Annotated in this window: 25 protein-coding genes and 1 pseudogene; 9 read left to right on the top strand and 17 right to left on the bottom strand. The window is 50.0% G+C overall.

Annotation, left to right across the window (positions count from 1 at the left end):
- Positions 1 to 122: 122 nt before the first annotated feature.
- Positions 123 to 740 carry a carbonic anhydrase gene (locus NT140_00280; protein ID MCX5830328.1) on the bottom strand — a complete coding sequence of 206 codons (618 nt, stop codon included), beginning with the start codon at positions 738 to 740 and terminating at the stop codon, positions 123 to 125.
- 17 nt (positions 741 to 757) lie between these two features.
- On the bottom strand, positions 758 to 1,417 hold the full coding sequence (gene coaE / locus NT140_00285; GenBank protein MCX5830329.1) for a dephospho-CoA kinase: 660 nt from the start codon (positions 1,415 to 1,417) through the stop codon (positions 758 to 760).
- Positions 1,418 to 1,482: 65 nt separating this feature from the next.
- Between coaE and NT140_00290 the strand changes: the two genes are divergently transcribed.
- The 9 genes and pseudogenes from NT140_00290 (at position 1,483) to NT140_00330 (ending at position 8,151) form a co-directional block, all read left to right on the top strand.
- Positions 1,483 to 1,857, top strand: coding sequence for a hypothetical protein (locus tag NT140_00290; GenBank protein ID MCX5830330.1), 375 nt, complete (start codon positions 1,483 to 1,485; stop codon positions 1,855 to 1,857).
- 44 nt (positions 1,858 to 1,901) lie between these two features.
- Positions 1,902 to 2,120: a ribbon-helix-helix protein, CopG family gene (locus tag NT140_00295; protein ID MCX5830331.1), complete on the top strand. Its 219-nt coding sequence runs from the start codon at positions 1,902 to 1,904 to the stop codon at positions 2,118 to 2,120.
- On the top strand, positions 2,117 to 2,521 hold the full coding sequence (locus tag NT140_00300) for a putative toxin-antitoxin system toxin component, PIN family (GenBank protein ID MCX5830332.1): 405 nt from the start codon (positions 2,117 to 2,119) through the stop codon (positions 2,519 to 2,521). Before NT140_00295 ends, NT140_00300 begins: the two co-directional genes overlap by 4 nt.
- A 339-nt stretch (positions 2,522 to 2,860) precedes the next feature.
- On the top strand, positions 2,861 to 3,751 hold the full coding sequence (locus tag NT140_00305; protein ID MCX5830333.1) for a tetratricopeptide repeat protein: 891 nt from the start codon (positions 2,861 to 2,863) through the stop codon (positions 3,749 to 3,751).
- Positions 3,732 to 4,538, top strand: coding sequence for a hypothetical protein (locus NT140_00310; protein MCX5830334.1), 807 nt, complete (start codon positions 3,732 to 3,734; stop codon positions 4,536 to 4,538). Before NT140_00305 ends, NT140_00310 begins: the two co-directional genes overlap by 20 nt.
- A gap of 13 nt (positions 4,539 to 4,551) precedes the next feature.
- On the top strand, positions 4,552 to 5,340 hold the full coding sequence (locus tag NT140_00315) for a tetratricopeptide repeat protein (GenBank protein MCX5830335.1): 789 nt from the start codon (positions 4,552 to 4,554) through the stop codon (positions 5,338 to 5,340).
- 163 nt (positions 5,341 to 5,503) lie between these two features.
- Positions 5,504 to 6,838 (top strand): DNA (cytosine-5-)-methyltransferase, encoded by a 1,335-nt coding sequence (gene dcm / locus NT140_00320; GenBank protein MCX5830336.1) that lies wholly within the window; start codon positions 5,504 to 5,506, stop codon positions 6,836 to 6,838.
- Complete coding sequence (locus NT140_00325) at positions 6,831 to 7,583, top strand: HNH endonuclease (GenBank protein MCX5830337.1); 753 nt, start codon at positions 6,831 to 6,833, stop codon at positions 7,581 to 7,583. The genes dcm and NT140_00325 overlap by 8 nt, the downstream gene beginning before the upstream one ends.
- 28 nt (positions 7,584 to 7,611) lie before the next feature.
- Positions 7,612 to 8,151, top strand: a pseudogene (locus tag NT140_00330) (MvaI/BcnI family restriction endonuclease).
- 408 nt (positions 8,152 to 8,559) lie between these two features.
- Here the strand turns inward: NT140_00330 and NT140_00335 are convergent.
- The 15 genes from NT140_00335 to NT140_00405 all read right to left on the bottom strand — a co-directional run bounded on the left by NT140_00335 (position 8,560) and on the right by NT140_00405 (position 25,664).
- Positions 8,560 to 10,062 carry a PAS domain S-box protein gene (locus NT140_00335; protein ID MCX5830338.1) on the bottom strand — a complete coding sequence of 501 codons (1,503 nt, stop codon included), beginning with the start codon at positions 10,060 to 10,062 and terminating at the stop codon, positions 8,560 to 8,562.
- Between the two features lie 15 nt (positions 10,063 to 10,077).
- The gene (locus NT140_00340) at positions 10,078 to 10,752 is read right to left on the bottom strand and encodes a methylenetetrahydrofolate reductase C-terminal domain-containing protein (GenBank protein ID MCX5830339.1); all 675 of its coding nucleotides are present in this window, start codon (positions 10,750 to 10,752) and stop codon (positions 10,078 to 10,080) included.
- 29 nt (positions 10,753 to 10,781) lie between these two features.
- Complete coding sequence (locus tag NT140_00345; protein MCX5830340.1) at positions 10,782 to 11,192, bottom strand: cytochrome c3 family protein; 411 nt, start codon at positions 11,190 to 11,192, stop codon at positions 10,782 to 10,784.
- A gap of 17 nt (positions 11,193 to 11,209) precedes the next feature.
- Complete coding sequence (locus NT140_00350; protein MCX5830341.1) at positions 11,210 to 11,539, bottom strand: 4Fe-4S dicluster domain-containing protein; 330 nt, start codon at positions 11,537 to 11,539, stop codon at positions 11,210 to 11,212.
- Between the two features lie 113 nt (positions 11,540 to 11,652).
- Positions 11,653 to 12,291, bottom strand: coding sequence for a hypothetical protein (locus tag NT140_00355; protein MCX5830342.1), 639 nt, complete (start codon positions 12,289 to 12,291; stop codon positions 11,653 to 11,655).
- A 14-nt stretch (positions 12,292 to 12,305) separates the two neighbouring features.
- Positions 12,306 to 13,229 carry a methylenetetrahydrofolate reductase gene (locus NT140_00360; GenBank protein MCX5830343.1) on the bottom strand — a complete coding sequence of 308 codons (924 nt, stop codon included), beginning with the start codon at positions 13,227 to 13,229 and terminating at the stop codon, positions 12,306 to 12,308.
- A 17-nt stretch (positions 13,230 to 13,246) separates the two neighbouring features.
- Complete coding sequence (locus tag NT140_00365; protein ID MCX5830344.1) at positions 13,247 to 14,149, bottom strand: dihydropteroate synthase; 903 nt, start codon at positions 14,147 to 14,149, stop codon at positions 13,247 to 13,249.
- A gap of 34 nt (positions 14,150 to 14,183) precedes the next feature.
- Positions 14,184 to 15,530: an acetyl-CoA decarbonylase/synthase complex subunit gamma gene (gene acsC / locus NT140_00370; GenBank protein ID MCX5830345.1), complete on the bottom strand. Its 1,347-nt coding sequence runs from the start codon at positions 15,528 to 15,530 to the stop codon at positions 14,184 to 14,186.
- Between the two features lie 115 nt (positions 15,531 to 15,645).
- Complete coding sequence (gene acsB, locus NT140_00375; protein ID MCX5830346.1) at positions 15,646 to 17,859, bottom strand: acetyl-CoA decarbonylase/synthase complex subunit alpha/beta; 2,214 nt, start codon at positions 17,857 to 17,859, stop codon at positions 15,646 to 15,648.
- Between the two features lie 103 nt (positions 17,860 to 17,962).
- The gene (gene cooS / locus NT140_00380) at positions 17,963 to 20,050 is read right to left on the bottom strand and encodes an anaerobic carbon-monoxide dehydrogenase catalytic subunit (GenBank protein MCX5830347.1); all 2,088 of its coding nucleotides are present in this window, start codon (positions 20,048 to 20,050) and stop codon (positions 17,963 to 17,965) included.
- A 102-nt stretch (positions 20,051 to 20,152) separates the two neighbouring features.
- On the bottom strand, positions 20,153 to 21,097 hold the full coding sequence (locus NT140_00385) for an acetyl-CoA decarbonylase/synthase complex subunit delta (protein ID MCX5830348.1): 945 nt from the start codon (positions 21,095 to 21,097) through the stop codon (positions 20,153 to 20,155).
- Positions 21,098 to 21,101: 4 nt separating this feature from the next.
- Positions 21,102 to 21,992, bottom strand: a complete 891-nt coding sequence (locus NT140_00390) for a bifunctional 5,10-methylene-tetrahydrofolate dehydrogenase/5,10-methylene-tetrahydrofolate cyclohydrolase (GenBank protein ID MCX5830349.1) — start codon at positions 21,990 to 21,992, stop codon at positions 21,102 to 21,104.
- 20 nt (positions 21,993 to 22,012) lie between these two features.
- Entirely contained in the window at positions 22,013 to 22,759 is a 747-nt protein-coding gene (locus NT140_00395) for an AAA family ATPase (GenBank protein MCX5830350.1), read from the bottom strand.
- A 117-nt stretch (positions 22,760 to 22,876) separates the two neighbouring features.
- Positions 22,877 to 24,880, bottom strand: a complete 2,004-nt coding sequence (locus NT140_00400) for an ASKHA domain-containing protein (GenBank protein MCX5830351.1) — start codon at positions 24,878 to 24,880, stop codon at positions 22,877 to 22,879.
- Positions 24,828 to 25,664, bottom strand: a complete 837-nt coding sequence (locus NT140_00405) for a type III pantothenate kinase (protein ID MCX5830352.1) — start codon at positions 25,662 to 25,664, stop codon at positions 24,828 to 24,830. The genes NT140_00400 and NT140_00405 overlap by 53 nt, the downstream gene beginning before the upstream one ends.

Genomic DNA, 25,664 nt, shown 5'->3' on the forward strand with positions numbered 1-25,664 from the left:
CGGGGGAGATATTACCCCGCCTCCGTTGCATCATAACGGGAGTAACCAGACCACATATTCCCTAATGATCCTATAGTCCCTGTCGGGATCAGGCCTGTACCCATATGCCCCGGGTTAAAACATTATTTCTTTTCTGCCGCCAGATAGCCTTTTGCCAGAGCTTTGTTCACGTGCAAGACACCCTTATTCATGTCTTTGAGCGGATAATCGGGAGTAATAGCAGGCAGCTTATCGGCATCGGCTTGAGTCTTGACAACCGATCCCACCGGCACATAACGGCCATCGGCAATTTTCACCCCCATCAACACCGCTGCCGGTTCAATCACACAATTCCGGCCGACAAAAGACTTGAAGACCAGCACTTTCATACCTACAAAAGTATCGTCCATAACTACTGCCGGACCATGAATCTGCGTCTGATGCGCAAGCGATACGGAGCTGCCAACGTAAACCGCGTATTTTTTGCCGTTGACCTCATAAAGATTTTTTTCCACGGGTTTGCCGTCAACTTCCGTTTCCAGAGCATGGATCACGACGCCATCCTGCACATTGGAATCATCACCAACATAAATGGGCTGCCCTTCATCACCGCGAAGTGATGCCGTTGGCGATACCATGATATTTTTCCCCAAAATTACGTTGCCGATAACCGCGGCCAACGGATGAACATAGGACGATGGATCAATAACAGGTTCGGATACAGTCGCGTTGAAATCAGTTTTAACATTTTTTCCAATCATTTTATCCTCCACATATTTTATATATTTTTCTCGGGGCGTCCAATTGGGAATAAGCCTGAAATTGTATCTTTATTTTCTTCCCGCGCCTTGAGCTGCTGCCAGATTGCCGCCGCTTTTTCTTTAGTTTGTGAAACATCGCCTGAATTATCAATTACAATATCGGCAAGCCCGATCTTGTCCACGATGGGCATCTGGTTTTTTAGTCTTAACTGGGCTTCATCATAAGACAGACCATTTCGTCCCATCAGCCGGAATATTTGTTCTTCAGGAGATATTAAAATCAGCATTGTCAGATCAAAAAGATATTGCATCTTTTCTTCAAATAACAATGGAACATCAGATAAAATAATGGCCTGCTCTTGCTGCCTTTTGATTTTATCCAATCGTTCATGCCAAAGATCAAAAACAAGCGGATGGACAATATTGTTCAGGGCTTCAAGTTTTTTTTTGTCCGTAAAAACAATTTGAGCTAATATATTGCGGTTAATTGTATCATCCTGATTGAGAATGCCGTCGCCGCAAAACTTGACAATTTCATTCCAGGCCGGCTTTCCCGGTTCCTGCACTTCATGCGCCAGCTTATCGAAATCAATCAGATGAGCCCCCAGCGCCACAAACACCTGAGCTACCGTCGTTTTGCCGGAGGCAATCCCGCCTGTCATTCCCACGTTTAACATTGTTTTATACTCATTTGTTAAGGCATTGCTTTTGACGGTGCGGAGTATAGGGGGGCTGTTTTTGCTTGTCAAGGGATATCTGGCAACGCGAAAAAAGAGATAAATTAGGCAAAACACCTGCCACGCCTCTCAAAGATGCGCACCCCGGCGGGCATTTTTATGACCGCTTAACATCACACCGTCCGGTTTGTCATCATTTTATGGGATTCCCGCCGGAGACGGGCAGTAGGAAAAGCTTGAAAACGCCTGATGATATTGATACCGTCATGGTGTCCAAAACGAGGGCGCTGGTGCCTACTGGTCTGTTAACTGACTTGTCGAGAATAGATGAATTTAATGGTCGAGCATCTGGGCTCCAAACACTAATGTTGGATACGGATGCCGAGAGCGTTTTGTTGAATGCCGGTCCAAACATGCAATGCCTAAAAGAATCTACTTGACGTAATCATGTATGTAGTGTATTGTAGTGCAGGAGGTAATGAATATGAGAACAGTCTTGTCGGTAAGCTTGCCGGATAACGTGGCGGCAGAACTTGAAGCCATTGCCAAAGAAATGGGCAGGAACAAGAGTGACATTGTAAAAGAATCCTTAGGATTATTTCTTTGGGAAACGAAGTTCCGCAATGTAAAGAAGAAACTGTCCATCAAGGCTAAGGCTTCCGGTGTTGTTACCGAGGAGGATGTCTTTAAGGCGGTATCATGAAGGCAGTTTTCGATACGAACGTCCTTATCGCCGCCTTCCTCACGGAGGGAATCTGTGCCAAGCTCCTGATCCGGGCACGCAGGCGGGATTTCGACATGATTTTATGCGATGGAATACTTCAGGATTTTAAGCGTGTCCTTAAGAAAAAGTTTGCCGCCTCTCCTCATGAAATGTCCGAAGCACTGCTTATTCTATCTGCGGCCGCGCAGGACATTATCGGACAGACTGATCCAATTGTGCCCATTTGTAGAGATTCGGATGACGACTTGATTCTGGCCTGTGCCAGAGATGCTGTTGCAGACTACGTCGTTACCGGAGATGAAGACTTATTGGTTTTGAAGGATTATGAGGGCATAAGCATCCTAAACCCCAGGGAATTTGAAAAGCTTTTTCCAGATTGAGAAAGGGAACATTCGTTAGCTTGCGTCAGTGCGATTGGTAGCCTGATTTGCCACCTCAGACCATGCGGTCAGATGCTTACCCTTAAAATACAAGTCAATAGAAAAATAACACCTGCTAAATCAATGACTTCTGTTTGAAAGGCGCGGGGTAAAACTATAAATATTATCTCCTTACTTACTTGTCCATCTACCCCTGAAAGAAATTCTTGATATTATTCCTTAATCACTGATTTTATTTGTTCAATAATTGTGATATGCGTGACCGGACCGGTGGGCACCAGAACTATAGATAAAGAGCGAAACAAACCATAGGATTTGAACAAGGACCAAGTAATAACTATGAAAGACTTTCAGTACGCGTTAATGCTGATCGAAGCCCGGAAGTATGAGGGCGCTAAGGATCTGCTTGAGGAGCTGCTCCAGAGCGATCCCGGAAATAAGGACGTTCTGTACAATCTCGGCATGTGCTATACGGAAATGGACGAACCCGAAAAGGCCATAGAAACCCTGTCTGAATGCGTAAGGTATTACCCCCACTATTCGAATGCTTATGTGGCGCTTGGATTTGCCTATTCACGGCTTGATGAGGATGAAAAGGCCAAGGATAATTTCCTGAGGGCTCTCGAGATCGAACCTTCAAATCCCTATGCCCTCAGGAACCTGGGCGGTCTTTATGGCAAAGAAAGCGATTACGAAAGGGCTGTCCAGTGCCTGGAGAAGTCATTTTTAATCAATCCGGATGACCAGCAGACGGCATACGGCCTCGGCTACAGTTATTTTTACATGGGGAGAACCGATAAGGCCGACAAGTATTTCACCGCCGCAATAGATCTGAACGAATCTACCAAGATTGCCGCCATGGCAAAAGATTTCAGGAGAGAGATAGCCGAAATCAACCTGAAGGCAAAAGGTTTCCGAACAGACGCCATGTTTTTCTGTCTTTCAGCCCTTCAATTCTTCAATGATAAAACACAAGAACAGGTCAAACAGGTTGCCTTTGAGATTGGTGACAAGGGCAGACAGGGACTTGATATCAATAATCCCGAAAAGAAATATACGCTCAATTCCATGGACGGTTCTTTTACAGCGTTGCAACTCGTCAGCTACATGTTCGTGGGTTTCAAGATGATTGACCCGCAACTAGATATCGGATTAGATTTGTCCGAGGAATACCAGCAGGCCCTAAACCTGTTCAGTAAGGAAAGCTCGCGTGGATATACGCTTCATTGACCCCGTTCCCGCTGTTCTTGAAGAGGTCAAGAATGTTACGGGAAAGGGGATAGAATTTATTGAAAAAGAGAATCTGACGACATTCGCGATGGTCAAGATGGCAAGAAAAGATATGCCGTCTCACCTCATATATTACAAGAAAAAGCATGACGAAATCATCAACCATCTGATTGTCCACGAATGCGGGCATCTTTTCAGAATCTTCAAATGTCCGGAGAATCAGAGATTGATGCCGTACAGTGACCGGAAGATAAAATACAGCGCCCTCATGTCCATAAAGAAGGAGATCACGGCGTTGAATGATACTTTTTCGGAGGACCAAATCGCCCATATTATAGATATCTGGTACAACGGTCTCATACGACAGGTCACCAACTTGCCGCCTGACATCATGATCGAAAGGTGGATTTACGATCAATTTCCTACCCTGAGACACCTGCAATTGCAATCGCTGAAACATCAGCATTCAGAATCAATACAAGGCCTTGCTGAAACGGTCCAGAGAATGACCCCCCGTACAATCTTGTTAGCAGCTAATGTGATGAATTATGCCTTTTACAGGATTATAGGTCTGCATGTCGGCCAGAACTTCATAAGGGAATACAGCGCAACCCGCTATCTGGGACAAGGCAAGGAACTGGCGTCCATGACGGAAAAAGATTACACTGACAGCCATGAAGGCGATAACGTCATGATCGACAAGTGGGCAAATTTCGTCAACATAGTCGGTTGGTTCAAATGGCGCGGATTTGAAGATGTTCCTCCGAATTATATAGAAACAGTATAGGCGATAGAAGCAAATGAAATTATCCATTCCCCTGAAAGATATTATGCTCGCCCCCGGCAAACGGTTTGATCCGGCGGAACATAGTGAACAGGACGTTACTACCCGCATCAAGAAACTTTATGGCATGATTGCGCAAGTAATGAATATCGTGATTGACAATGGAATGGCTCACATTGAATTCCGGGACGCGACACCGGAGAAATTTGCCGAAGCCATGAAGAAGCTGGCAAGGGGAGTTGACGAGGCCGGGAAAAGCAGGCTCCCCGAGGCTCTGAAACTATTTCAGGAGGTCCTCGCCGTTATTCCCGAAAACGTGGCCGCCCGCCGCAATATGGCCAAGATTTACCTGGAGCAAGGCAAACTGGAAAAAGCAAAACAGCACCTGCAAGAATGTTTGCAGATCGCTCCGACAGATGCCTACAGCTACGTAATGCTGGGTAACATCTATTTGCATCACGAAAACAACCTGGACGTAGCCGCTTTCTATTACGAGAAATGTCTGGAGCTCTATCCCGACGATGCCATGGTCTTGACCAACTACGCCGGCTTGATGACGCAAAAGCAAGAGTTTCAAAAGGCGGAGATCCTTTTCAAGAAGGCCATCAAGATCCATAATGTCCCAAACGCCTATTACGGTCTGGCTCTTCTTTATCGGATGGCAGGAGAACTTGAAGAAAGTAAAAGCGTTCTGGAAACGATGTTTGCCCGGATACCTCAGCAAACTTTAGCAAGAGACCATGCTGGGATATACGCGGAAGCCAATGCCCTATACAGTGAATTGAGCAAAGAGAAGAAACATTGAGCTATATAGTTGCTTTTTATTGCTATTTTATAGAGATAATATCCTACCGCGCCATTAGTTTCATGTATCTATAGAAAACTACCTGTTACCTTGCTTTCAACATTCATGGTTGCATGTCGGGATTAAATGTGACATTTTGTCACAAATAATCCTTGAGGTTTTTATGGATAAAAATCCCGTCCCACTTATCAAAAAAGCAGTTGATGTACATGGTCTGGAGACTGTAGCCGACAATATGGGCAAATCTCCGCGAACCATCAGGCGATGGATGGCCTACGAGACGAAAATGTCGGTAAATGACTGCCGGGTTATGGAGCAGCTCTACCTTGATCTCTATGAAGCATCTCCGAAAAAAGCTGATTTTACGTTCATTGACCTGTTTGCCGGAATAGGCGGGCTCCGGTTGGGGTTTGAAGATATCGGCGGACAATGCATTTTCACCAGTGAATGGGATGCATATTCACAGAAAACGTACCGGGCCAACTTCAACGACAATCACGAACTTGCCGGTGATATAAACGACATCATGGGAGATATCAGAAAACATATTCCGGTCTCTCCCGATGTCTTGCTGGCCGGTTTTCCCTGTCAGCCTTTTTCCATTGCCGGCGTCAGCAAAAAGAATGCCTTGGGCCGTCCGCATGGTTTCGCATGCAAGGAGCAGGGCAACCTGTTTTTCCATATTGCCTCTATCCTTGCTGAATTGCGGCCGCCTGCCTTCCTGCTGGAAAATGTCAAGAACCTCGAACGGCATGACAAAGGGAACACTTTCCGGGTCATCATGGATACCTTGGTGAATAAACTGGAATACAAGGTTCATTACAAGGTGATAGATGCAAAGGGGTTTGTTCCCCAACACCGGGAACGGATTTTTATTGTCGGATTCGATGGCGATACCGGCTTTACCTGGGATGATCTCAACCTGCCGGACCCGAAAGCCCTGACCCTGAAAGACATCCTTCAGCCTGCCACGGAGGTTGACAGCAAGTACATCCTGTCAGACCACCTGTGGCGCTATCTGCAAGACTATGCAGCAAAGCACAAGGCTGCCGGTCACGGGTTCGGTTTCGGGTTGACGGGAGAAAATGAAACTACCCGACCATTGACGCCACGATATTTCAAGGATGGCAGTGAAATACTTGTCTATCGAGGAACAGGAAAGAATCCGCGGCGTTTGACACCTCGCGAGTGTGCTCGGCTGATGGGATTCCGGGATGACTTCAAAATCCCGGTCTCAGATTTGCAAGCTTACAAACAATTCGGCAACGCATCCGTAGTGCCAGTTATTAGGGAGATTGCAAGAACGATGAATCCGCATATATTGGAAGCGGCGAAAAAAAACAGCGATAATTTGGCTATATTTTTGATGACAGACCAGCCCGAAACTTGTGGAATATGTGGCGCGCGAACTAACTGGATTGACTACAAAAACGGTCAACAACTGCATACTTGTCCAAGCTGCAATTACATCTATCTGCTGGAGGAATGTGATGAATAAATGGACTATTGAGGAACTGAAACTTGCGCTTGCGCTGTATTGCCAAATTCCCTTTGGCAAAATGCACTCCAGAAACCCCGATGTTATCAGATTAGCAGATAAAATAGGCAGAACAGCTTCTGCTGTTGCCATGAAGTTGGTGAATTTTGCAAGTCTCGACCCAGAAATAACAGCGTCTGGCAGGACAGGTCTTGGAAATGCTTCTGCAACGGATAAAATGGTTTGGGAAACATTCCAAACTGATTGGGATAATGAGTTGCTAAAAGCAACAAAGGATCTTCCTGATTTTAAAATTCTTTCTTACGAGGATACTGAAGAACCGCTTGTTATTTCTGGCGACACGACTCGTAAGGCTGAAGTAGAAATCAGAATGAAGCAATCCATTTTCCGGCGCATGATTTTAAGCAGCTATGCTGGCGTATGTTGTATAAGTGGCCTTTCCGAGCCAAAACTACTCATTGCGAGCCATATTGTTCCGTGGAACAAGGACAGTGAAAATCGGCTGAATCCGCGCAATGGCTTATGCCTATCAGTTTTACATGATAAGGCGTTTGACAGAGGATTGATTACCGTTTTGCCTGATTATACTGTCGTTGTATCAAAGGAAATTACCAAATTAACAGACGATCGTTTTGCTCAAATCACACTTGTGGCAAATAACGGCCAAAAGATCAAAATGCCGGAAAAATTTCGTCCATTACCGGAATTTTTAACATGGCATAACCAGAATATGTTCAAACAATAACCCATGACCGACTGGTAGTTATTACAAGGCAGCCGGTGTTGAAGCATTCATCCGGAAATATGGCTACCCGGATATGACAGGGCAAGCCGGACGGGAAGACCGGCTGAATTTTGGCGGCATACATCGAATAGACAGTTATCACGAGCGAACAGGCTTGGCCATAATGCTGCTCGGTTATGACAGGGAGGCCGGCAAAATTCGTGACGCCACGGGCGGGATTGCACTGATGAATCTCAATGGTGAAGAGGCAGCCGTCTGGCGCTACACCGAAATTATGGCGCACTGGAATCGCAAGCATGCGCAGGCTGTCTACATTCCCAGCATGAGCAATAAAATTCCCGACCTCAGATACTGGTACGGCAATCTGGTACGATTGGGGATGGGAACAGATTTCCTGCTTTACCTCAAGGCAATATCGGCAGGACATATCTACTATGATCCGGGTATTAAACTGGAAAATGCCTCGACGGCTCCCCATACAAAACAAAGAAGCCAGTTCCGCATCAGGTCGGTGTACGTGCCGTCACTGTATCACGAGATGAAGACGGTTGATTTACTGGCTGAATAGTAATGAAACCAATTTTCTCTTGCCGCTTCAAGGTGGACAGGTGTAGTTGAAAGTTCTTAACGATAATCCTCATTTTCTCCAAAATGTTAAAAAACAACGTCTTGGATGTTGTGCAATAACTATGCGATTATTGTAAATCAATAGCACTTATCTATCCGAATATATAAGCGAATAATCTTAGTGTTGAATATCATTGAAAGACAGCGCATCCATCGTAGATATTCCATGTATATCAATCAGTTATTGCTCTGCTCCTCGAAAATTGAGGAGCTTGAATTTTGCACCGGCCCGGGGAGGTCTCTCCGACGGTTCCCGCTCGTGGCAGACGCCAGCACTTGAAGAAGGGTGGTTTGTTAAGGCAAAAGGGGAAAGCTCCGCACTTGTCTTTTTTTCAACCGCAACGAAGGTTTATCCGATCATTCCCTGAGTAGTCACGGTCCGATTTTCCACTATAGTTTGGGTTTCCGGATAAACGTCAAGCTCAATAGTGAATATTGTTCCTTCGCCCATCTTGCTTTTCACACCTATCTTGCTGCCATGTCCTTCAATTATGCCATAGGCCATACTCAACCCGAGCCCGGTGCCTTTTCCTACGTCTTTAGTCGTGAAAAATGGATCAAATATCCGCGAAAGATTCTCTTCGGGAATGCCCTCACCCGTATCGGCGAATTCAATGGTAATGCTTTTCCGTTCAGAAGAGAAGGCGGTTGAGATGGTTAAAGTGCCGCTGCCGTGAATGGCTTCCGCGGCATTGACCAAAATGTTCATGAATACCTGTTTCAACTGGCTGCCGTTACCCCGTGCAAAAGGTAACGCCGGATCGAGGTTCTTCACTATCTGAATGTTGTGAAATAAAGCCTGATTCTCCAGGAAGAACAAGCCATCGGTAATGGCGCGATTGATATCTACGGGGTCCATAATTGGTTCGCTTTGACGAGCAAACTCGAGGAGGCTTTTCACTATTTCCTTACATCGGCCCGCTTCATGAACGATGCGGGTCAGACCCTGGCGCTGGGGATCATCTTCCGGTAGATCCTCAATTAAAAGACTGGCATAGATAAGAATACCTCCCAAGGGGTTATTTATTTCATGGGCGATCCCGGCAGCAAGCTTACCAAGAGAAGCAAGTTTTTCTGAGCTTGCCAATTGCAGGAGGGTTTCCTTTAATTTCCGTTCCATCAGCAACCGGGGTCGTAAATCGGTAAAAATACCGACACTGGCCGTTTCGTTCCCGGAACTTCCATAAATCAGCGCAGCGGACAACTGGCAGGGTATCTCCTCGCCAGCCTTATTGATGAGGTTAAGGTGAGAGGGTATAAGTTTTCCCACTCCACCGAAATCAGGGCTGCGCAGCTTCTTCATTGTCTCTTTGGTAACACCTGCGGGATAGATTTTGGAAATGTGCATCTTCCCAATAACCTCTTCCGCCGGATAGCCCGTCAGGGTCTCGGCGCCCTTGTTGAATATTATGATATTACCCTTCATATCGGCAGCGATAATGCCATCCACGGAGCTGGCAATCAGGTTGGCAAAGAATTCATTTGCTTCCCGGAGCTCATTTTCAATCCGCTTTCTCTCCGAAATATCACGTATATAGGCGTAAACCTTGCGCTCGCCTTCCAATGTTATCGCCTTGGCGATGCACACCTCTACATCCTTTGTCAGCCCCCCGGCGGTGCTGAGCTTGCCCTCTGAACAGCTTTTCTCACCATAGCGTTCCGGGTGGGTAAAAAGCTCCTCCACTAACTGGTGAAAATAGGTACCTAAAAGAGAAAGGGCATTACTTCGTTTTAGTTCCCTATTATCGTAGCCGGTAATAACTGCTGCCATCTGATTGGCAAATTCCACTTTATATCGTTCATCAAAAACCAGGATAGCGTCGTTGGCCAGTTCGATAATGGACTTATACATCGTGGTTTACTCCTTTCATTTGGTATATCTTTCCTTATAAGCTTCCTGAACCAGAGTTCCCTGAGTTTGATTTCGCCATTCCCTGGCAGGTTTTATCCTGAGAATGTTTTCCAACCTGTTCTGTTGCTTTAGACGTTTATGAATCTCAAACCAGGCACAAGGGGTGTCTTTGCTCACTTCACATTTACCTTCACGAGATGTTCCTCCGCATGGTCCGTTGAAAAGACTCTTGGCGCATCTTGTTACAGGGCAAATTCCTCCTGTTTCTCCAAGCACACATTCTCCACAGTTTCGGCAACTCTCCTCAAACCATCCGAGATCTCGATCCACTCCGACAAACATGGTGTTTAAAGCCGGAAAGACAGGTTTTTCAGGATAGCGGTCCGCGATGAACTGGACCCCGGCGCCACAAGCCATCGAGATGATAGCCTCAGAGGATTTTATCCTCTCATCCAGCAGGAAATAAAAATCGGCATTGCATTGTCTCTCAATCGTAAAGCCATCTATCTGGGGTGAAATATGGTCCGGTTCAAAAGCTTTTTTCAGTTCTTCATTTAAGAGATCAACTTCCCTTTGACCCCCTGAAAGACAAATGGAAGTACAACCCCCACAACCGACATTCAAAACTTTCCTGAAGTGTTTTACCATATCCCTGATTTCGGCAAAAGGCTTTCTTTCCGCAACGATCATTTTCTCCCTCCCAGGTAAATGTCGAGAAATTATCTCCGGATATGGCACTCCCCACAATACCGGGGACCTGTTTTTTTCTTTTCCTTCTGGTGGTACCCTGCGTGGCAACCGATACACTGGTCGTGAAAGGCCTGCTGCAAATTGAGGCGCAACTTTGAACCATGGCAATTTGAACAACGGATATCCGCATTTCCCGCCTCCAGTTTACTTTCGTCGAGAACATTTTTCCCCTTTTGATAAAGATGATGACACGCTTTACAGTCCAGTCCGGCCTCGATGTGCTGGTTATGGGGAAACGTCACTACCGGACGTCCTTTATTCTTAAAGGTATTCGAAGAATCTAATACCATCTTGTCCTGCTGCGCCATGAGGACGGATCCGGTTAAAGCGATCATGGCCGCCAACGTGATCATCAGAATCATGACGCATTTCCATTTCATACCCTTACTCCCTCAATCTACAACCAGCTTTCCGAAGAGACCTCATCTATCTGAGGGTACACATCCTGAGATCGGCAGATGCTACGGGTAAAAGCGATCATACTCGGAATGTTAATGCCGATTGGGCAATAACAACGGCTACAGAGGACACAGTTTCTCCACACGATCCCCTTGATCTCTATCAAAAATCGGCGATCCACTTCACCCCGCTTTTTATATAGTTTTCCTAAAGATTGAATGACTTTGTAAGAGGGCATGTATTGGGGATCTTTGTTATGAGCCCTATATAAGAAACAGCTTTCCGCACAAAGGCTGCAATGGGAGCAAAAAGACAGATATCGTTTCATTTTGCCTTTTTGACGATTCAACATCTCTTTGATCGTTTCGGTATCAATGGGCTTTATTTCCTGGTTGGACATTTTGCTCTCCGTTATTCCCTATGACATCGTAATCATTTGCGTTACCACGTCCTGCTTCCCCGGGTGAAACTGTATTCGCTCCCGATCAAGAAACGATACAGGAAGAAAAAGAGCATGTGACCCAATTTCGTAAACGGGATGGCTATGAGCAGGAGTTCTCCCGCGAGAATGTGAAGGATCATGATAATATGATAGTCAAACCACTGATGATATGCCAGAAATCCGGTTAAAAAGGGGGCGACTGCTATGAGCAGAACAACATAGTCGTATAGCGAAGTGATGGCTCGAACCCGAGCCAGAAAAAGGCGCCGCATCAGGAAAAACGCCGCGCAGATCAGTACCGCTATCGTCAACCCGTCGGTGAAAGATTCAGGGAGATTCCCAAGGCTTACCCCCCAAGACTGATTCAGGAGAATATTATGTCCCAGCAAGAAAATGGGCGCGAGGATCAGGCAGACATGGAACACCGATGTCGCAATCATCATGAGGGGATCGGTTTTCCATAAAGTCCATTGCCGGGAAGTAAGGGCGAAGAATGGTTTTTCCATGCCGGCGAGGGGTGGCAAAATCCATTCTTTTTTTTTCGTCAATTTGAAAAATTGGCTCCCCTGATAGAGCAGCCCCAAAACAAATATGATAAAAGAGGTGGATACTAACTGGCCTCCGATCAAATCGTACATGAACCTCTCCTTATCTAAACTTGAGGTCTGGGAAGGAGCTTGGCCCGTTCAGCGATTTCCGGCACCCGATGTTCCCATTCAATGGCCATCAGATGAATCCCATGTAATCCCTTAATTTGCTTCATCTCCTCAATCTGCTCAAGGCAGATTTTAATTCCTTCTTCGGCGCCGGCGCCCTTGGGCGCTTTTGCCATCCGGTCTATGATATCATCAGGGATAGTAATGCCGGAGACATTATTTGCCATGTATCGGGCCATACCGACTGATTTAAGAGGGGTCACTCCCGCCAGAATGTGCACCTTTTCGGTCAGTCCCATATCGCTGGCCTGTTTCATCCATTCCCGGAACAGTTTCATGTCATAAATGCATTGAGTCTGGATAAAGTCTGCCCCCGCGCTTATTTTTTTTGCCAAACGATGGACCCGCCATTCAAAAGGTTCAGCAAAGGGATTGGCAGCAGCGCCGATGAAGAGCTGAGGCGCCCCATCAATATCATCGCCGTTAAGAAATTTTTTGTCATCCCGCATCCTCTTTACCATTTGGACAAGTTGGATGGAATCAATGTCGAAGACCCCTTTGGTAAAAGGATGGTTGCCAAATTGCTGGTGGTCGCCTGATAGACAGAGCATATTCCGGATACCATGAGCATAGGCGCCCAGGATATCGCTCTGCATGGCGATACGGTTGCGGTCCCGACAGACCATCTGATAGTTCGGTTCCAACCCTTCCTGAATGGCAATTAAAGCCGCCGCCCAACTTGCCATTCGCACGACAGCAGTTTGGTTATCTGTGATGTTCACCATATCGGTGATCCCTTTTAGGTAACCGGCTTTCTTTCGGATCGCCTCCACATTGGCCCCCTGGGGCGGGCCGAGTTCAGAAGTGAAAGCAAAATGTCCAGCTTCGAGAACTCTTTCAAGACGGCTTCCTGACTTCATGGATATTTCCCTTTTCGTTAAAACTCCAACCATGAATCCGAGTAAAGGGTCTTCCCGATCAAGACCTTGGTCGTCTTGATAAAGTTCACCTGTTCCTTCGTCAGCGAGGCAACAGCAATATCCTCGCCATCCATCGTACGGGCGACAATATCCCGGAGTTCTGGCCTGCTGCCGCTGGCAAGGGCCTTAATTTCTTCGTCGAAGGCATCTACGATGCAGCTTACCATGCCGTATCTCTCCAGCATCATCATGTAGGTCTGATTAATGATGGGGCGCAAATGGTCCGGGGCGCCGTTGGAAACATTGGAAAGACCGCAGGTTGACTTCAGCCCCGGGGCCATCTCCTGGAAATCCTGAAACATCATCATGAATTCCACACAGCTCGGCACCTGCACCTGGCTTTGGGGGCTGGTAATGGGTGTGACGATGGGATCAATCCACAAATCCTCATTAGGAATGCCGAATTCCGCGGCCTTCAGCATTAACTCCGCTGCCAGCACGCCTCTTTCACTGGCATCCCGGGGCAGCCCGGAAGGTCCCCAGAGGAGGGCCACCAGGCCGGCATTGTATTTCTGGGCCAGGGGAAATTTTGCGGCCATGCTCTCCGGGCGAGCCATCACCGAATTGATGACGGGTTTGCCCTTTTTGTTTTGGTACACCTTCAAGCCCGCCTCGATGGCTTCGTTGTTAATCGTATCTAAGTACAAGGGAGTGTCAACAACTTCCTGCACGACTTTGACCACCCACTCCATTAATTCGGCGCCATCTTTCCGCGCCGGTCCCAAGTTGATATCTATATAGTCAACCCCAGCTTTGGCCTCGGCGATGGCCAGTTCCTGGATCGGCTTGGGGTCCCTGTCCTTCATCGCCGTACCTATTCTCTTAACCATTACATTAAGGTTTTCTCCGACACGAATCATCTGCTGCTGCTCCTCCTCAATTAATTTCTAATTACTAAACGCCCATTTTCAGGAACGGTGCCAGGTGAGCAGCTTCGCGCGGCCCGATCTTCACTTCCCATTCCGGTCCCAGTTCCTCTTCCAGATCGCCGCTGACGGCGGCCACAAATCCAGGAATGATGAGCTTCTTATGCTTGACTCGCTCGGTAATGCCACATTTCTTGACAAACTGGCCAATAGCATCACCGACAAATTTACCGGCAGCCCAGGCGGTAAGAACGGACAGTCCTTCCGTGTCCATGACCAAAAGCCAGCTCGACACGCGGCTCGCCTCTATTTCACCGGACACGATAAAGTAGGTCAAAGCAAAATTGGTGGTAATCAGTACGGGGGAATCCTCCGTGGGATTGCCGATCGGATAGATGCCCTGCTTCATCATCATCGGACGTTGCGGGTCGGTGTAGATATTGAGTCGCGAGACTAAAAGGGGGAATAAGACTTCTCCCTGGAAGTCGGAAAGAACTATAATTCCAGCATATTTGGCTATGAACATGGCAGCTATGAGCGCCTCCTTAGCTGGATTGGCCGTCATTTCGCAGGGGAAGGTGATCGTGGGAAATCCCAGGGAGCGATTCTTCTGCACCAGGGCGGCGCGGCGTAAAAATACCTGATCCTCGAAGGCGCGACGCACTGTTCGGGCGCCGGTGTCCAGGACGATGTCCTTTATTCCGGCCGCACTCAGTTTATCCGTCAGAGCGCTCAGGCTATCCATATTATCGGCCCTGGCAGCCAGCGGACATTTGTATTCCCTGGCTAAGGCCGCCAGCGCATCGCTGTTGCCATCGGTAGCGGCGTAAATCAGCGGCAGGCGAGCTGCCGATACCTTGACCGCAGCCGTCATGGCCTCCACATTGGTGCTCATGAGGACCAAAGCGGCATCCGTCTCATCCATGACCTTTTTGACCAGCGCTTCATACTTGCCGGCATCCCCGGATTCATTCTTGAGGGCGATCATCTCGGGACGCAGCACGAGTCCAATCCACTCATACCGCAATTCCTTAAAGCGTTTGATCCGACCCGCGACCTCGTCTGCGGCCATGGCATCGCTAATGAGAATAGCGAACCCCGGTTTGTTGACGAAGGTTTTTTCATGACGGAAAAGAACCGTTTCGCCGCCGATTTTCACCACGTTATCGCCCGGGCCAAAAGCAATCGGTCGAATGGGCGGCGCCGATGCTTCCGAAAGCTGAGCACTTGATTCCTCTGATATATGCGGGCATGAGGCTAATTCCGCCTTGGCTGCCGCCAGATTCATGGCAAAGGCCAGACAGGTAGGCACCCCGCATTCACCGCAGTTTGTTTTGGGCAATAACTTAAATATCTGAATCCCCGTCAGAGCCATTTCTACTCTCCTTCCAGCTTAAAAAAGTGCTGAGTTCCGAGTACTGAGTGCTGAGTACTTTCTTTTACTTAGTCCTCAGCACTTAGCACTCTTCCTTTATATGATCTATTAGACACTATCCCAGTATTGATTCCATGGTAAGCGCCGGGTGGTTCTTTTCCGTCAAGAACGGCAGAATCTCATCTTCTGTGACCCCGATCGTCTCATCGGCGATCATATCAACAAAATTGGCAATTCCCAGTTCGGCCGCCCGTTTCTCCAATCGCTCCCTCAGCTCCTCTTTGAGTATCTTGGGCATCCACACTAATCTTGGCAATCCTCCGTCGCCTGTCACCCACTTGCGCTGGGTGATATTGTACTTGCTGTGACCGAGGAATCCGGGCGTGACGCCGCCGCCGCCGGCTGTTCCGGCCAGGGTGGAGAACTTCATTCCGGAGGGGGTCATGCCGTTGAAATCACGGTTCACTGTCATGATGCCATTGCACATGGGCATAACGGCGGCGATACATTCGCAGCATCCGCAGGTGGTCATGGGATCGTTCATGAGGCTGTACATGCTCACCGCTTCGATCTTCTGCCGGGAAGCGTTGAACACAAAGTCGTTTACGCCCTTCCACTGGCCGTAGCGATCGTTAAGTGTTTCTCCCTTGGGTACAGGCTGGTTTGGTCCCGTAGGATTGATCTCGAAGGAGGCCTTGCAGTCCATCCAGTTATAGGCGCCGCAGAGCCCGGTCCGTTCGGGGCTGATAACGCAGACGTGGCTGGGGGCAAAGGACTGGCAGAGGGTGCAGGAGTAGAAAGTATCGGTGGTCTCGTCGGTCATGCCCTCCACCCGGGCGTCCCGCTTGGCGTAAACTGTCCGGGCCTTGGTCACAAGCTCGCTCACCTTTGCCTTTTCCGTATAGATCTTTACCTGCACCTTGTCGAAGATGGCTCCGAAATCCTGGTGGAACCTGGCATGAAGGATCCGGCCAATATCGGCCAGGCGGAACCCCTTATCCACCGCGGCCTTGCCGACCCTCAACCAGGCAATATCCCGCTGACCAATATGCATGATACCTTGGGCATAATTGATCAGGTGGTGAATCTGACGTTCCAGGATAGGCTCGAAATCCTCCTGCATCTTCCGGCCCGCCACCTCCGCCACAATGGCTAAGGGGAGCTGGGCCGGCGGAGTGAGTTGATCCAGATCGGGACCGATAACCTCTACCCTGCCGTCTTCGACTTCGGCGATGCTCATGGAGGTAACCCACTCCACAGCCTGGGTCCGGCCACCGCCGCACTCCAGATAGATATCCTCGCCGCGGACCCGTTCGCCTTCAAAGGCCGGTCCATAGGCGACCGGCACCGGGACATTGGACACCGTAACCTTCAGGCCCCTTACCTCGACGGACCGCTGGACTATCTGGTCGTGAGGGACATTGGCCACCACATGTTCATAGGTACACACGCCCGTGGGCAGGATTTCCGGGATATCCGTATCGGCGATGGTGGGGAAGCCCCAGTTCACGCAACCCGCAGCGTTGGCCGCCCACTCGGCGCCTACATCGCCCAGGGCGTTGACAAAGGCAAATATCCGGTCCTTATTGTAAAGAAGCATCTTCTTGGCGTCGCCTGGTTGCACCCCGCCAAAGGCCATGGCAGCCCGGTTGGCAAAACCCAGGGCGAAGACGGCGGCGGAGATATCCGGTCCGAAGGGGACCAGACGGGTGTTCCAGCCGATCTGCACCCCTGCTTCGCGGAGCTGCTCCGAGAAGGTGGTGCCGTTCTGGTTGCCGGCCATGAATACATAGAGGTTCTTTTTCTGATATTCCTCGGCAATCATCTTTGCCGTTCCGGGATCGGGGGCGGCGCCCACAATGGCAGCAAAGCCCGGGGCGGAGCCGTCCACAAATTCGATCCCCCGCTTCCGGAAGATCACGTCCCCGGCAGCGCCCAGCCAGATCTTGCCGGAGACCTCGTCAATCTCCTCGCTCGTGAGGTAAAAATCGGGATCCTCGATATAGCGAATGGCCTCCACTATTTCCTCGGCCAGGATGGCCGCCATGCCGGCATCCAGCAGGGGGCCAAGGTAGGGCAGGTGATAAACATTCTTTATGTGGGACGGGAGCAGACCCCGACAGATTTCCATAGGTTTCCTGGCATCGCCCAGGGTCTTGACCGGGATGCCCAGAATCGAATAGATAATGGGCAGGTAATAGGCGGTATTGGGAAATTCCAGTTTCTGTTCAGGTCCGTATTTTTCCAAGGCCTTCTTCAATTTACCCTCGGCCTTGGAAACGATATTGTATGCGCCCTGAATGGCGGCAAAGGCAACTAATTTGGACATGCTGCATCCTCCTTAAAAAAGTGCTGAGTTCCGAGTACTGAGTACTGAGTACTGAGTGCTGAGTACTTTCTTTTACTCAATCCTCAGCACTCAGCATTTGCATTTACCCCGCGGCCAGCTTCTGCCGATCCGCCATATCCATCAGGACCCGTTCACGGGCCTTGTCAATACCTAAGGCCTTGCGCTTCTTGTCAATGTGGGCCAGCATCCGGCGGGCCATTTCGTAGGGATCCGAAACCACATCCCATTTGCCGCCCACTATCTTTTCCAAACCATTGAAGAGGTAATCCTTGAATACAGGCGACCCATCAATGGGCAGACCGGCGCCGAAGATGACATATACACCGCTGCCGACAAAATAATGTCCGATGGCCACCGCCTTTTCACTCATCCATTCGGGGGCGCACCCCGCCAACGGCAGATCGCTCAGATCGTTGCCCAGGCCTCCCGCAGCCACTACTGCGGAGGCAGCCGAGAGCATCCGGCTGTTATCCACGCAGGAACCCATGTGCAGAATCGGGGGGATGCCCACGGTCTCACAAACTTCCGCCAGACCGGGTCCACAATAGACCATCGCCGCCTCGGGTGTCAAAAGGCCCGCCTTGCCGAAGGCCATGGCGGCACAGCCCGTAGTCAGGATAATTACGTCATTTTTGAGCAGCTCCTTAGCCAGAATCAAATGGGCGTTGTCGTGCATCGTCCGGGCATTGTTGCATCCCACAATGGCGGCGATACCCCGGATCCGTCCATTGATGATGTTGTCATTCAGGGGGACATAAGAGCCGCGGAAGGTTCCGCCCAGGTTATACTCTATGGCCTCGTAGCTGAAACCCACGACCATCTTCTCTTTCTCCCGGGGGATCATCGCTTCCCCGCGACGATTGGGGAAGTTGTCAATGGCAATCTTCACTATCTTTTTGGCATCTGCCAGGGCGTTATGTTCGTCAAACTCCACATGGATCGTTGCGCCAGAGGCGATTTTGCAGCGTGTATTGGTGGTGATAAGCTTCGTATGGTAGCAGGCGCAGACATTGGCCAGGCTTTCCATGATACACTGGACATCCACCGTCATGGCATCCACCACGCCGGTAACGATAGCCAGTTCCTGCTGCAGGAAGTTCCCGGCAATGGGCAGTCCGTGGCGGAGCAGAATTTCATTGGCCGTACAGCACATACCGGCCAGGACAATGCCTTTGGCGCCCTTGCTTTTCGCATAGTCAAGCATCTCAGGATCCCGTACGGCCGCCACGATCATCTCCGGCAGCAACGCCTCATGACCATGGACGATAATATTTACGTGGTCTTCCTTCAGGACACCGAGGTTGATCTCACCGAGAATGGGCTTGGGAGTGCCGAACATGACATCCTGCAAATCAGTGGCAATCATCGAACCGGCCCAGCCATCCGCCAGGGCGGCGCGGAAACACTGTTTGACAAGGTTCTGGTAATCCTGATCTACCCCCATATGGGTCCGGTGCATGATCTCGACGATCTCCCTGTCTATTCCCCGGGGGATAATGTCCAGTTTCTTCCATAGGTCATACCGCGCCTGCGGAGCGCGTTTGGCGTAATAGATTTCACCCTCCTGTTTGCCCCATTCACCCAAGGCTTTTTCCCCGACCTCCACAGCGATTTCGTATTTATTCCGCGGTGTTGCCACACTATCAACTGTGACGCTGATGGCCACGCCGAAGTCCGGGGCAATCGCCCGCAGTTTTTTCTCATCCACAATGTCATAATCCGGCGATTCGCGACGGGCTGCCGCCAGGAATACCGCGGCGACGGTGCGACCGTGGTCGGAATGAGAGGCCGAGCCGGCGGCCACCATCCGGGAAAAATTTCGGGCCGCAATTGTTTCCGGCGTGGCGCCGCATAGCCCCTGCCGGGTATCTTTTCCCTCTGTATTTTCCAAATCCCCCCTTAAACCCCCTTTGGTAAAGGGGGGGATGGGGGAGTTTTTGGTCAGGGGCAGGCGGCAGGGCCCCTGGGCGCATAGCTTGCAGCAGGTGCCCTGGGCGCCGATATTGCACGGTTTCATGTTTTCGGCACGATCAAATATGGTCTCCACCCCATCGGCCTGTGCCTTGTAGAGCATCTTGATGGTAGCCTGATCCACCGACTTTTCTTCCGGTTTAATCTGTTTCTTTTCCTTCTCCAGGGGCCTTATCTTGTCTTTTATCTCGTCCGACATCTACGCTCCTCCTTAAAAAAGTGCTGAGTACTTTCTTTTGCTCAGTCCTCAGCACTCAGCACTTCTCCTTATATTTCCAGGCCATGAGCCGTAAAGGGTTCTTTACGCGGTAAAATCATTGATCATCTCTCGCACCAGCCGTACCGCTTCGGGGTGTCTCATCACCAGCACATCCGCCCCGGCCAGAAGAAGCAGGGTCGCGGTCATGGCCTCCATGATGATGCCCCGTCGGGTAGCATCCCCGAGGTGGGGGGCGTCTTCTGTTTTGGCCTTGGCCTCTTTGGTCTTCCAGACCTCCCCGGCCAGGTTGCAGATGATGGGGAATTGCAGTCTCTCGTCCTGTTGGGTAAGAGCGGCCATACGATCGCGCTCCATTACCGAGTAGGTATATTCGATTCCGTAACCCAAGCCTCCGGTAGTTGGATCTACTATGAGTTGACGATCCGGCACGCCAAGATTGCCGAGAAGTATGTTGAGCTGCTTGGCCAGGTTAATATCTATCGGCGTGTTGGCAGAGACGGTATGCTTATAGGCAATCGCGCCGGCGCCGATCTGCTTGTAGTTGTCCGCTACCACCGGACCGAGGACCAGATTCATCCCGTCGCTTGCTTCGGCAACTTTGCGTAGTAAATCAGAATCCTTATCGGAGTTACCGCTTCCATAAACAACGACCGGGACATCAACCGCCGCGGCCACTTTTTTGGCTGTCTCCGTTGCCTCTTCGCTCGATTTGTTGAGACCATTAGGATCCGTACTGACGAGCTGCAAAGCTATCAGTTCAGCGCCGTAAACATCTACCGCCTTCTGCGCCCACGCTACCGGATCATTAATAACGTCGAGATAGGGCTCTAATGCCGCCGCCGCCCAATTATCAGGCGCTACATCGTAAACCTCGATGGCAATTCTCGGGGCGTGGGGCATCTCTCCTTCAAAAAGATGAAAGGGATAGGATGTTTCTCCCCCCACGGTCACGGCTCTGGCGCCTTTTCCCAATACTACTTCCTTGATCTTTCCCGTATAGACCGCTTTCGGTATTGTGAATGTCATTATTCTACTCCTTTATGCCTGCTGCCAATTTGGCCGCCTTAACGGTATTCATCATGAGCATCGTAATGGTCATGGGACCAACTCCGCCTGGAACAGGGGTAATGGCGCCGGCCTTTTCTTTCACGGAGGCAAAATCAACATCGCCGCACAGCCTGGCCTTGCCTTCCGCAGTCATACCAATCCTGTTCACCCCCACATCAATCACAACGGCGCCTTCTTTCACCATATCAGCCGTGATGGCGTTGGGCTTGCCGGCCGCAACGATCAGGATGTCCGCCCGCCGGGTATGAAAGGCGATGTCTTTGGAACCGGTATGGCAGATGGTTACCGTGGCATTAGCCCCTTTCTGTTTCTGTAAAAGGATATTGGCGATGGGCTTGCCCACAATGTTCGAACGGCCGACGACAACCACTTCGGCGCCGCTCGTTTCTACTCCCGTACGCATGAGCAACTGCTGAATCCCGGCTGGTGTGCAGGGAAGATAATCAGCCGCGCCGATCATTAGTTTACCCAAATTGACGGGATGAAATCCGTCCACATCCTTCCGGGGATCAATGGCACAGAGGACTCTTGTTTCATTGACATGCTCCGGCAAGGGGAGTTGCACTAATATACCGTGGATTTTCGGATCCTGATTATACTTCTCAATCAAGGCCAGTAAATCCGTTTCGGCGACATCCGGAGGCTGGTTGTCCTGCAAAGAGTAAAATCCCAGTTCCCTGGATGCCTTCTGTTTGGCGGTCACATAGCTGATGGAGGCGGGGTTTTGCCCCACCAGAATCGTTACCAGACCCGGAACGACATTACTTGCTTCCTTGAGCTGCGCCGTCTCTTCCTTGATCTCTTCCCTGATCTGCGCAGCAATCTCATTGCCGTTGATTAACTTTGCCGTCATATCCTGCATTTCCTTCTCTATTATAAAATATACTGATCAAAAATGCGCCATGCCGCCTGTATCGCTGGAACGGACGCGGGAAGCTGAAAAGTAGGCGTCCCGCTATGGTCAAAGCGGCTGATTTCATCGTCAACAGGGATAACGCCTGCGAGCACCAGTCCCCTCCTGCCAATTTCTTCCCTGGTATCATCCTGCAGGGGGCCTGTCAGGCGATTCAAGACCAGTACATCTTTGGTGATATTCAACTTGAGCTCTCTGATCAGATCGCGGATGCGGGCCGCCGTAATAATGCCGCGGCGGCTGGAATCGGACATGATAAAAAGCAGATCCACATCCTGAGTTGTCAGGCGGCTGAAATGCTCCATTCCCGCTTCGTTGTCAATAACAATATAAGGGTAGTTTGCCGTCAACATATCTATGTACTTCCTGGCAAGGGTATTGGCAGCGCAGTAGCAACCCGCGCCTTCCGGTCGCCCCATTGCCAGCAGATCAAAACCCCTGGCTTCCGTCAAGGCTTCCTGAACCTTATATTCAAACCACACATCTTTCGTCATGCCGGCGGGAACTTCCTCTTTCATCGCCTCGCGCATTTGGCCGATAGTGGTCTTGACGTCAATGCCCAGCACTTCATTAAGATTGGCATTGGCGTCGGCATCCACCGCGAGGACAGGTCCTTTATTTTTTTCCAGGAGGTAACGAATGACCATGCCCGCAAAGGTAGTCTTGCCCGTTCCTCCTTTTCCCGATACTGCGATGGTAAAACTCATGATCTATACCGCCCCTTAAAAAAGTGCTGAGTTCCGAGTACTGAGGACTGAGTACTTTCTATTACTCAGTCCTCAGCACTCAGCACTTCTCCTTAACAAAGTTCTGGATTCCGGTTTTCACCGGAATGACGATTTTTGGGCATTTTCCCTGCTCAAATGCAGCCGCTCCTGTACCTTCGGAAAGGCTGACGCATCAGTGTGGGGCAGAAACAGTGCCGCCATAAATTCATTCATGAAACCGCCGTGATTGCTCAATTCCAGATTGGTCATCATGAGTGAGATCCTTTCCGCTTCCTTAAGCAGATCTTGCGAAAAGGAAAGCAGCCGGGCACCCAGCAGGGAACCGTTGCCGACAAAGATGAATTTGCTGATCTCCAATTCCGGCAATAAACCTATAAAAATAGCCTTTTCCAGATCGAGATGTCGGCCAAAGCCGCCGGCTATAATGACCTGCTCCAGATCCTTGAAACCCAAGCCCAGACTTTCCAGTAGTATCTTGCAACCGGCATATATGGAACCTTTGGTACGGATGAGGTTTTCGATGTCAATCTCCGTCAGGACAATATCTTCATGAATTTGCGTTTGTTCTTTGTAGGCCAGCACGTATTCATAACCGTCCCCTCCCCTCCTTACCCGCCCGGTCGGAAGATCGAGGCGAAACTTGCCATCTTGATCAATAAGGCCTGCCTCCAGCAGTTCGGCTACAATATCAATCAAGCCTGATCCGCAGATGCCGAGTGGCCTGGTGCGGCCGATGGTCAAGATCATCGGTTCACAGGTGTGCGGGTTGATACTGACTTCTTCAATGGCGCCGCGGGTCGCCCGCATGCCGAATTTTATCCCTGCTCCCTCAAAGGCCGGTCCCGCTGAGCAGGAAACACTGGCCAGCCAATCCTTGTTTCCCAAAACAATCTCCCCGTTGGTGCCAATATCCATGTAAAGGGTCAAGGCTTCCCGCTGGAAAATGCCGGAGCCGAGTACGCCGGCGACTACGTCACCGCCTACATAACTGGCCACCGATGGAAAGATATACATATAAACATGTTCGCCGATATTGATGCCCAGATGGACCGCTCGTACCGGGGGGATAAAATTGGCGGTGGGCACATAGGGGGCCTCCCGGATATACTTCGGGTCAACGCCCAACAGCAATTGCGTCATGGTCGTATTGCCGGCTACGACGAGATGGGAAATCAAGGCGCGATCAATGCCGCTCATTTTCAGAAGCTCTTCAATAATGCCATTGATCGTTCCCACCACCGTTTGCTGGAGCTTCATTAGACCGCCCGGTTTCTGAGAGTGGACGATCCGGGTGATAACGTCTTCTCCGAAATTTATCTGGGCATTATAATCAGAGGCCTCGGCGAGGGCAAAGAGAGTTGCGCCATTACAGTTACCATCGGGGCAAGCGACAACCTTGCATTCGTTAAGATTGAGGATCTGACCGAAAACAGTGGTGGTGCCGATGTCCAGTACGATCGAGTAATTCTGCTGGCAATTGTCTCCGGCCGCCACGTTGATTAATTTTGCTCCCTTTATGGTCAGCACCAGGGTAACGGTTACCTTCCAATCCGCCTCCCGCAGCAGGCGGCTTAATTTCATAATTACCCGGAAGTCGGTGGAAATGCCGTTAATGCCATGCTGGCGATTGATGGCACGAATAAGGCGCGTCAGATCGCTGACATTATCGCCCAGAGAAGGAGGCTCTAATTCCACATATATTTTAAATACCGAAGGGTCAACATCCCAACCCTGCACTAATTGGTAAATGTCTTTTGGAGAAAGAAGATAAGAGGCAAGGCCCCGATCGCCCTTGAGTGCCAGCGTAGATCTGTCAACCTGCGATTCCGGAGGGATTTCGATATCCACCGGAGCGATTACGGAAGTCAGGCAAGCCAGCCGATAGCCGTCTGCGTACTCAAATGAGGACAACTTGGCATGCAGCGGCGAGGCGACCAAACCGCCGCTAATCCTGACCTTGCATTTGCCGCAGTTTGCATTGCCACCGCAGGAGGCATTGATATGTATCCCCGCGGCCATAGCCGCCTGAAGAAGGTTCTCTCCTTCATCAACGGAGATGGCTCTCTCGCTGGGATGGAATGTTACCTGATATTTCCCCATCACCTGAACAATCCCTCTTTTTGACATTGATGTTGTAGATGATGCGCAAACCATCTAAAGTCAGCATCTGTTCCACTACGTCAATAGTTGCCGTCTGCGCAGCAATGACAGTTGCCAGCCCCCCTGTCGCCACCACCAGAGGATTGCCGTCCACTTCCTTTTTCATACGCCCCACTATGCCGTCCACCAGGCCGGCATAGCCGTACATAATGCCGGCCTGCATGCTGCTCACGGTATCCTTGGCAACAATGTTCCTGGGTTTGGTAAGTTCCACTCGCGGCAGTTTGGCGGTGCGTTCAAACAGAGCTTCCGTGGAGATCATGATCCCTGGTGCGATGCATCCGCCCATATATTCACCCTGGGGAGATATATAATCAAAAGTGGTGGCGGTGCCGAAATCAACGACGATCAAGTCCCGCGCATACTTATTGTAACAGGCGACGGCATTAACAATGCGATCGGCGCCTACTTCCTTCGGATTATCGTAAAAAATCGGCATGCCCGTCTTGATACCCGGGCCAACAATCATCGGTTTGATATTAAAATATTTCCGGCACAGAGGTTCCAGGATATTCAGCATGGGCGGCACGACACAGGAAATAATGATATCCGTAACCGCCTGCGAACTGAGGCGGCTTGACTTATAGAGATTGTAAATAAGGATGCCGTATTCATCTACCGTATGACTGGCATTGGTGCGGATTCTCCAGTCATGCACCAGTTCTTCGCCATCGTACACACCCAAGACGGTATCGGTGTTTCCTACATCCATGACTAATAGCAT

The sequence above is a fragment of the Deltaproteobacteria bacterium genome, assembly GCA_026388415.1.
Classification (GTDB): domain Bacteria; phylum Desulfobacterota; class Syntrophia; order Syntrophales; family JACQWR01; genus JAPLJV01.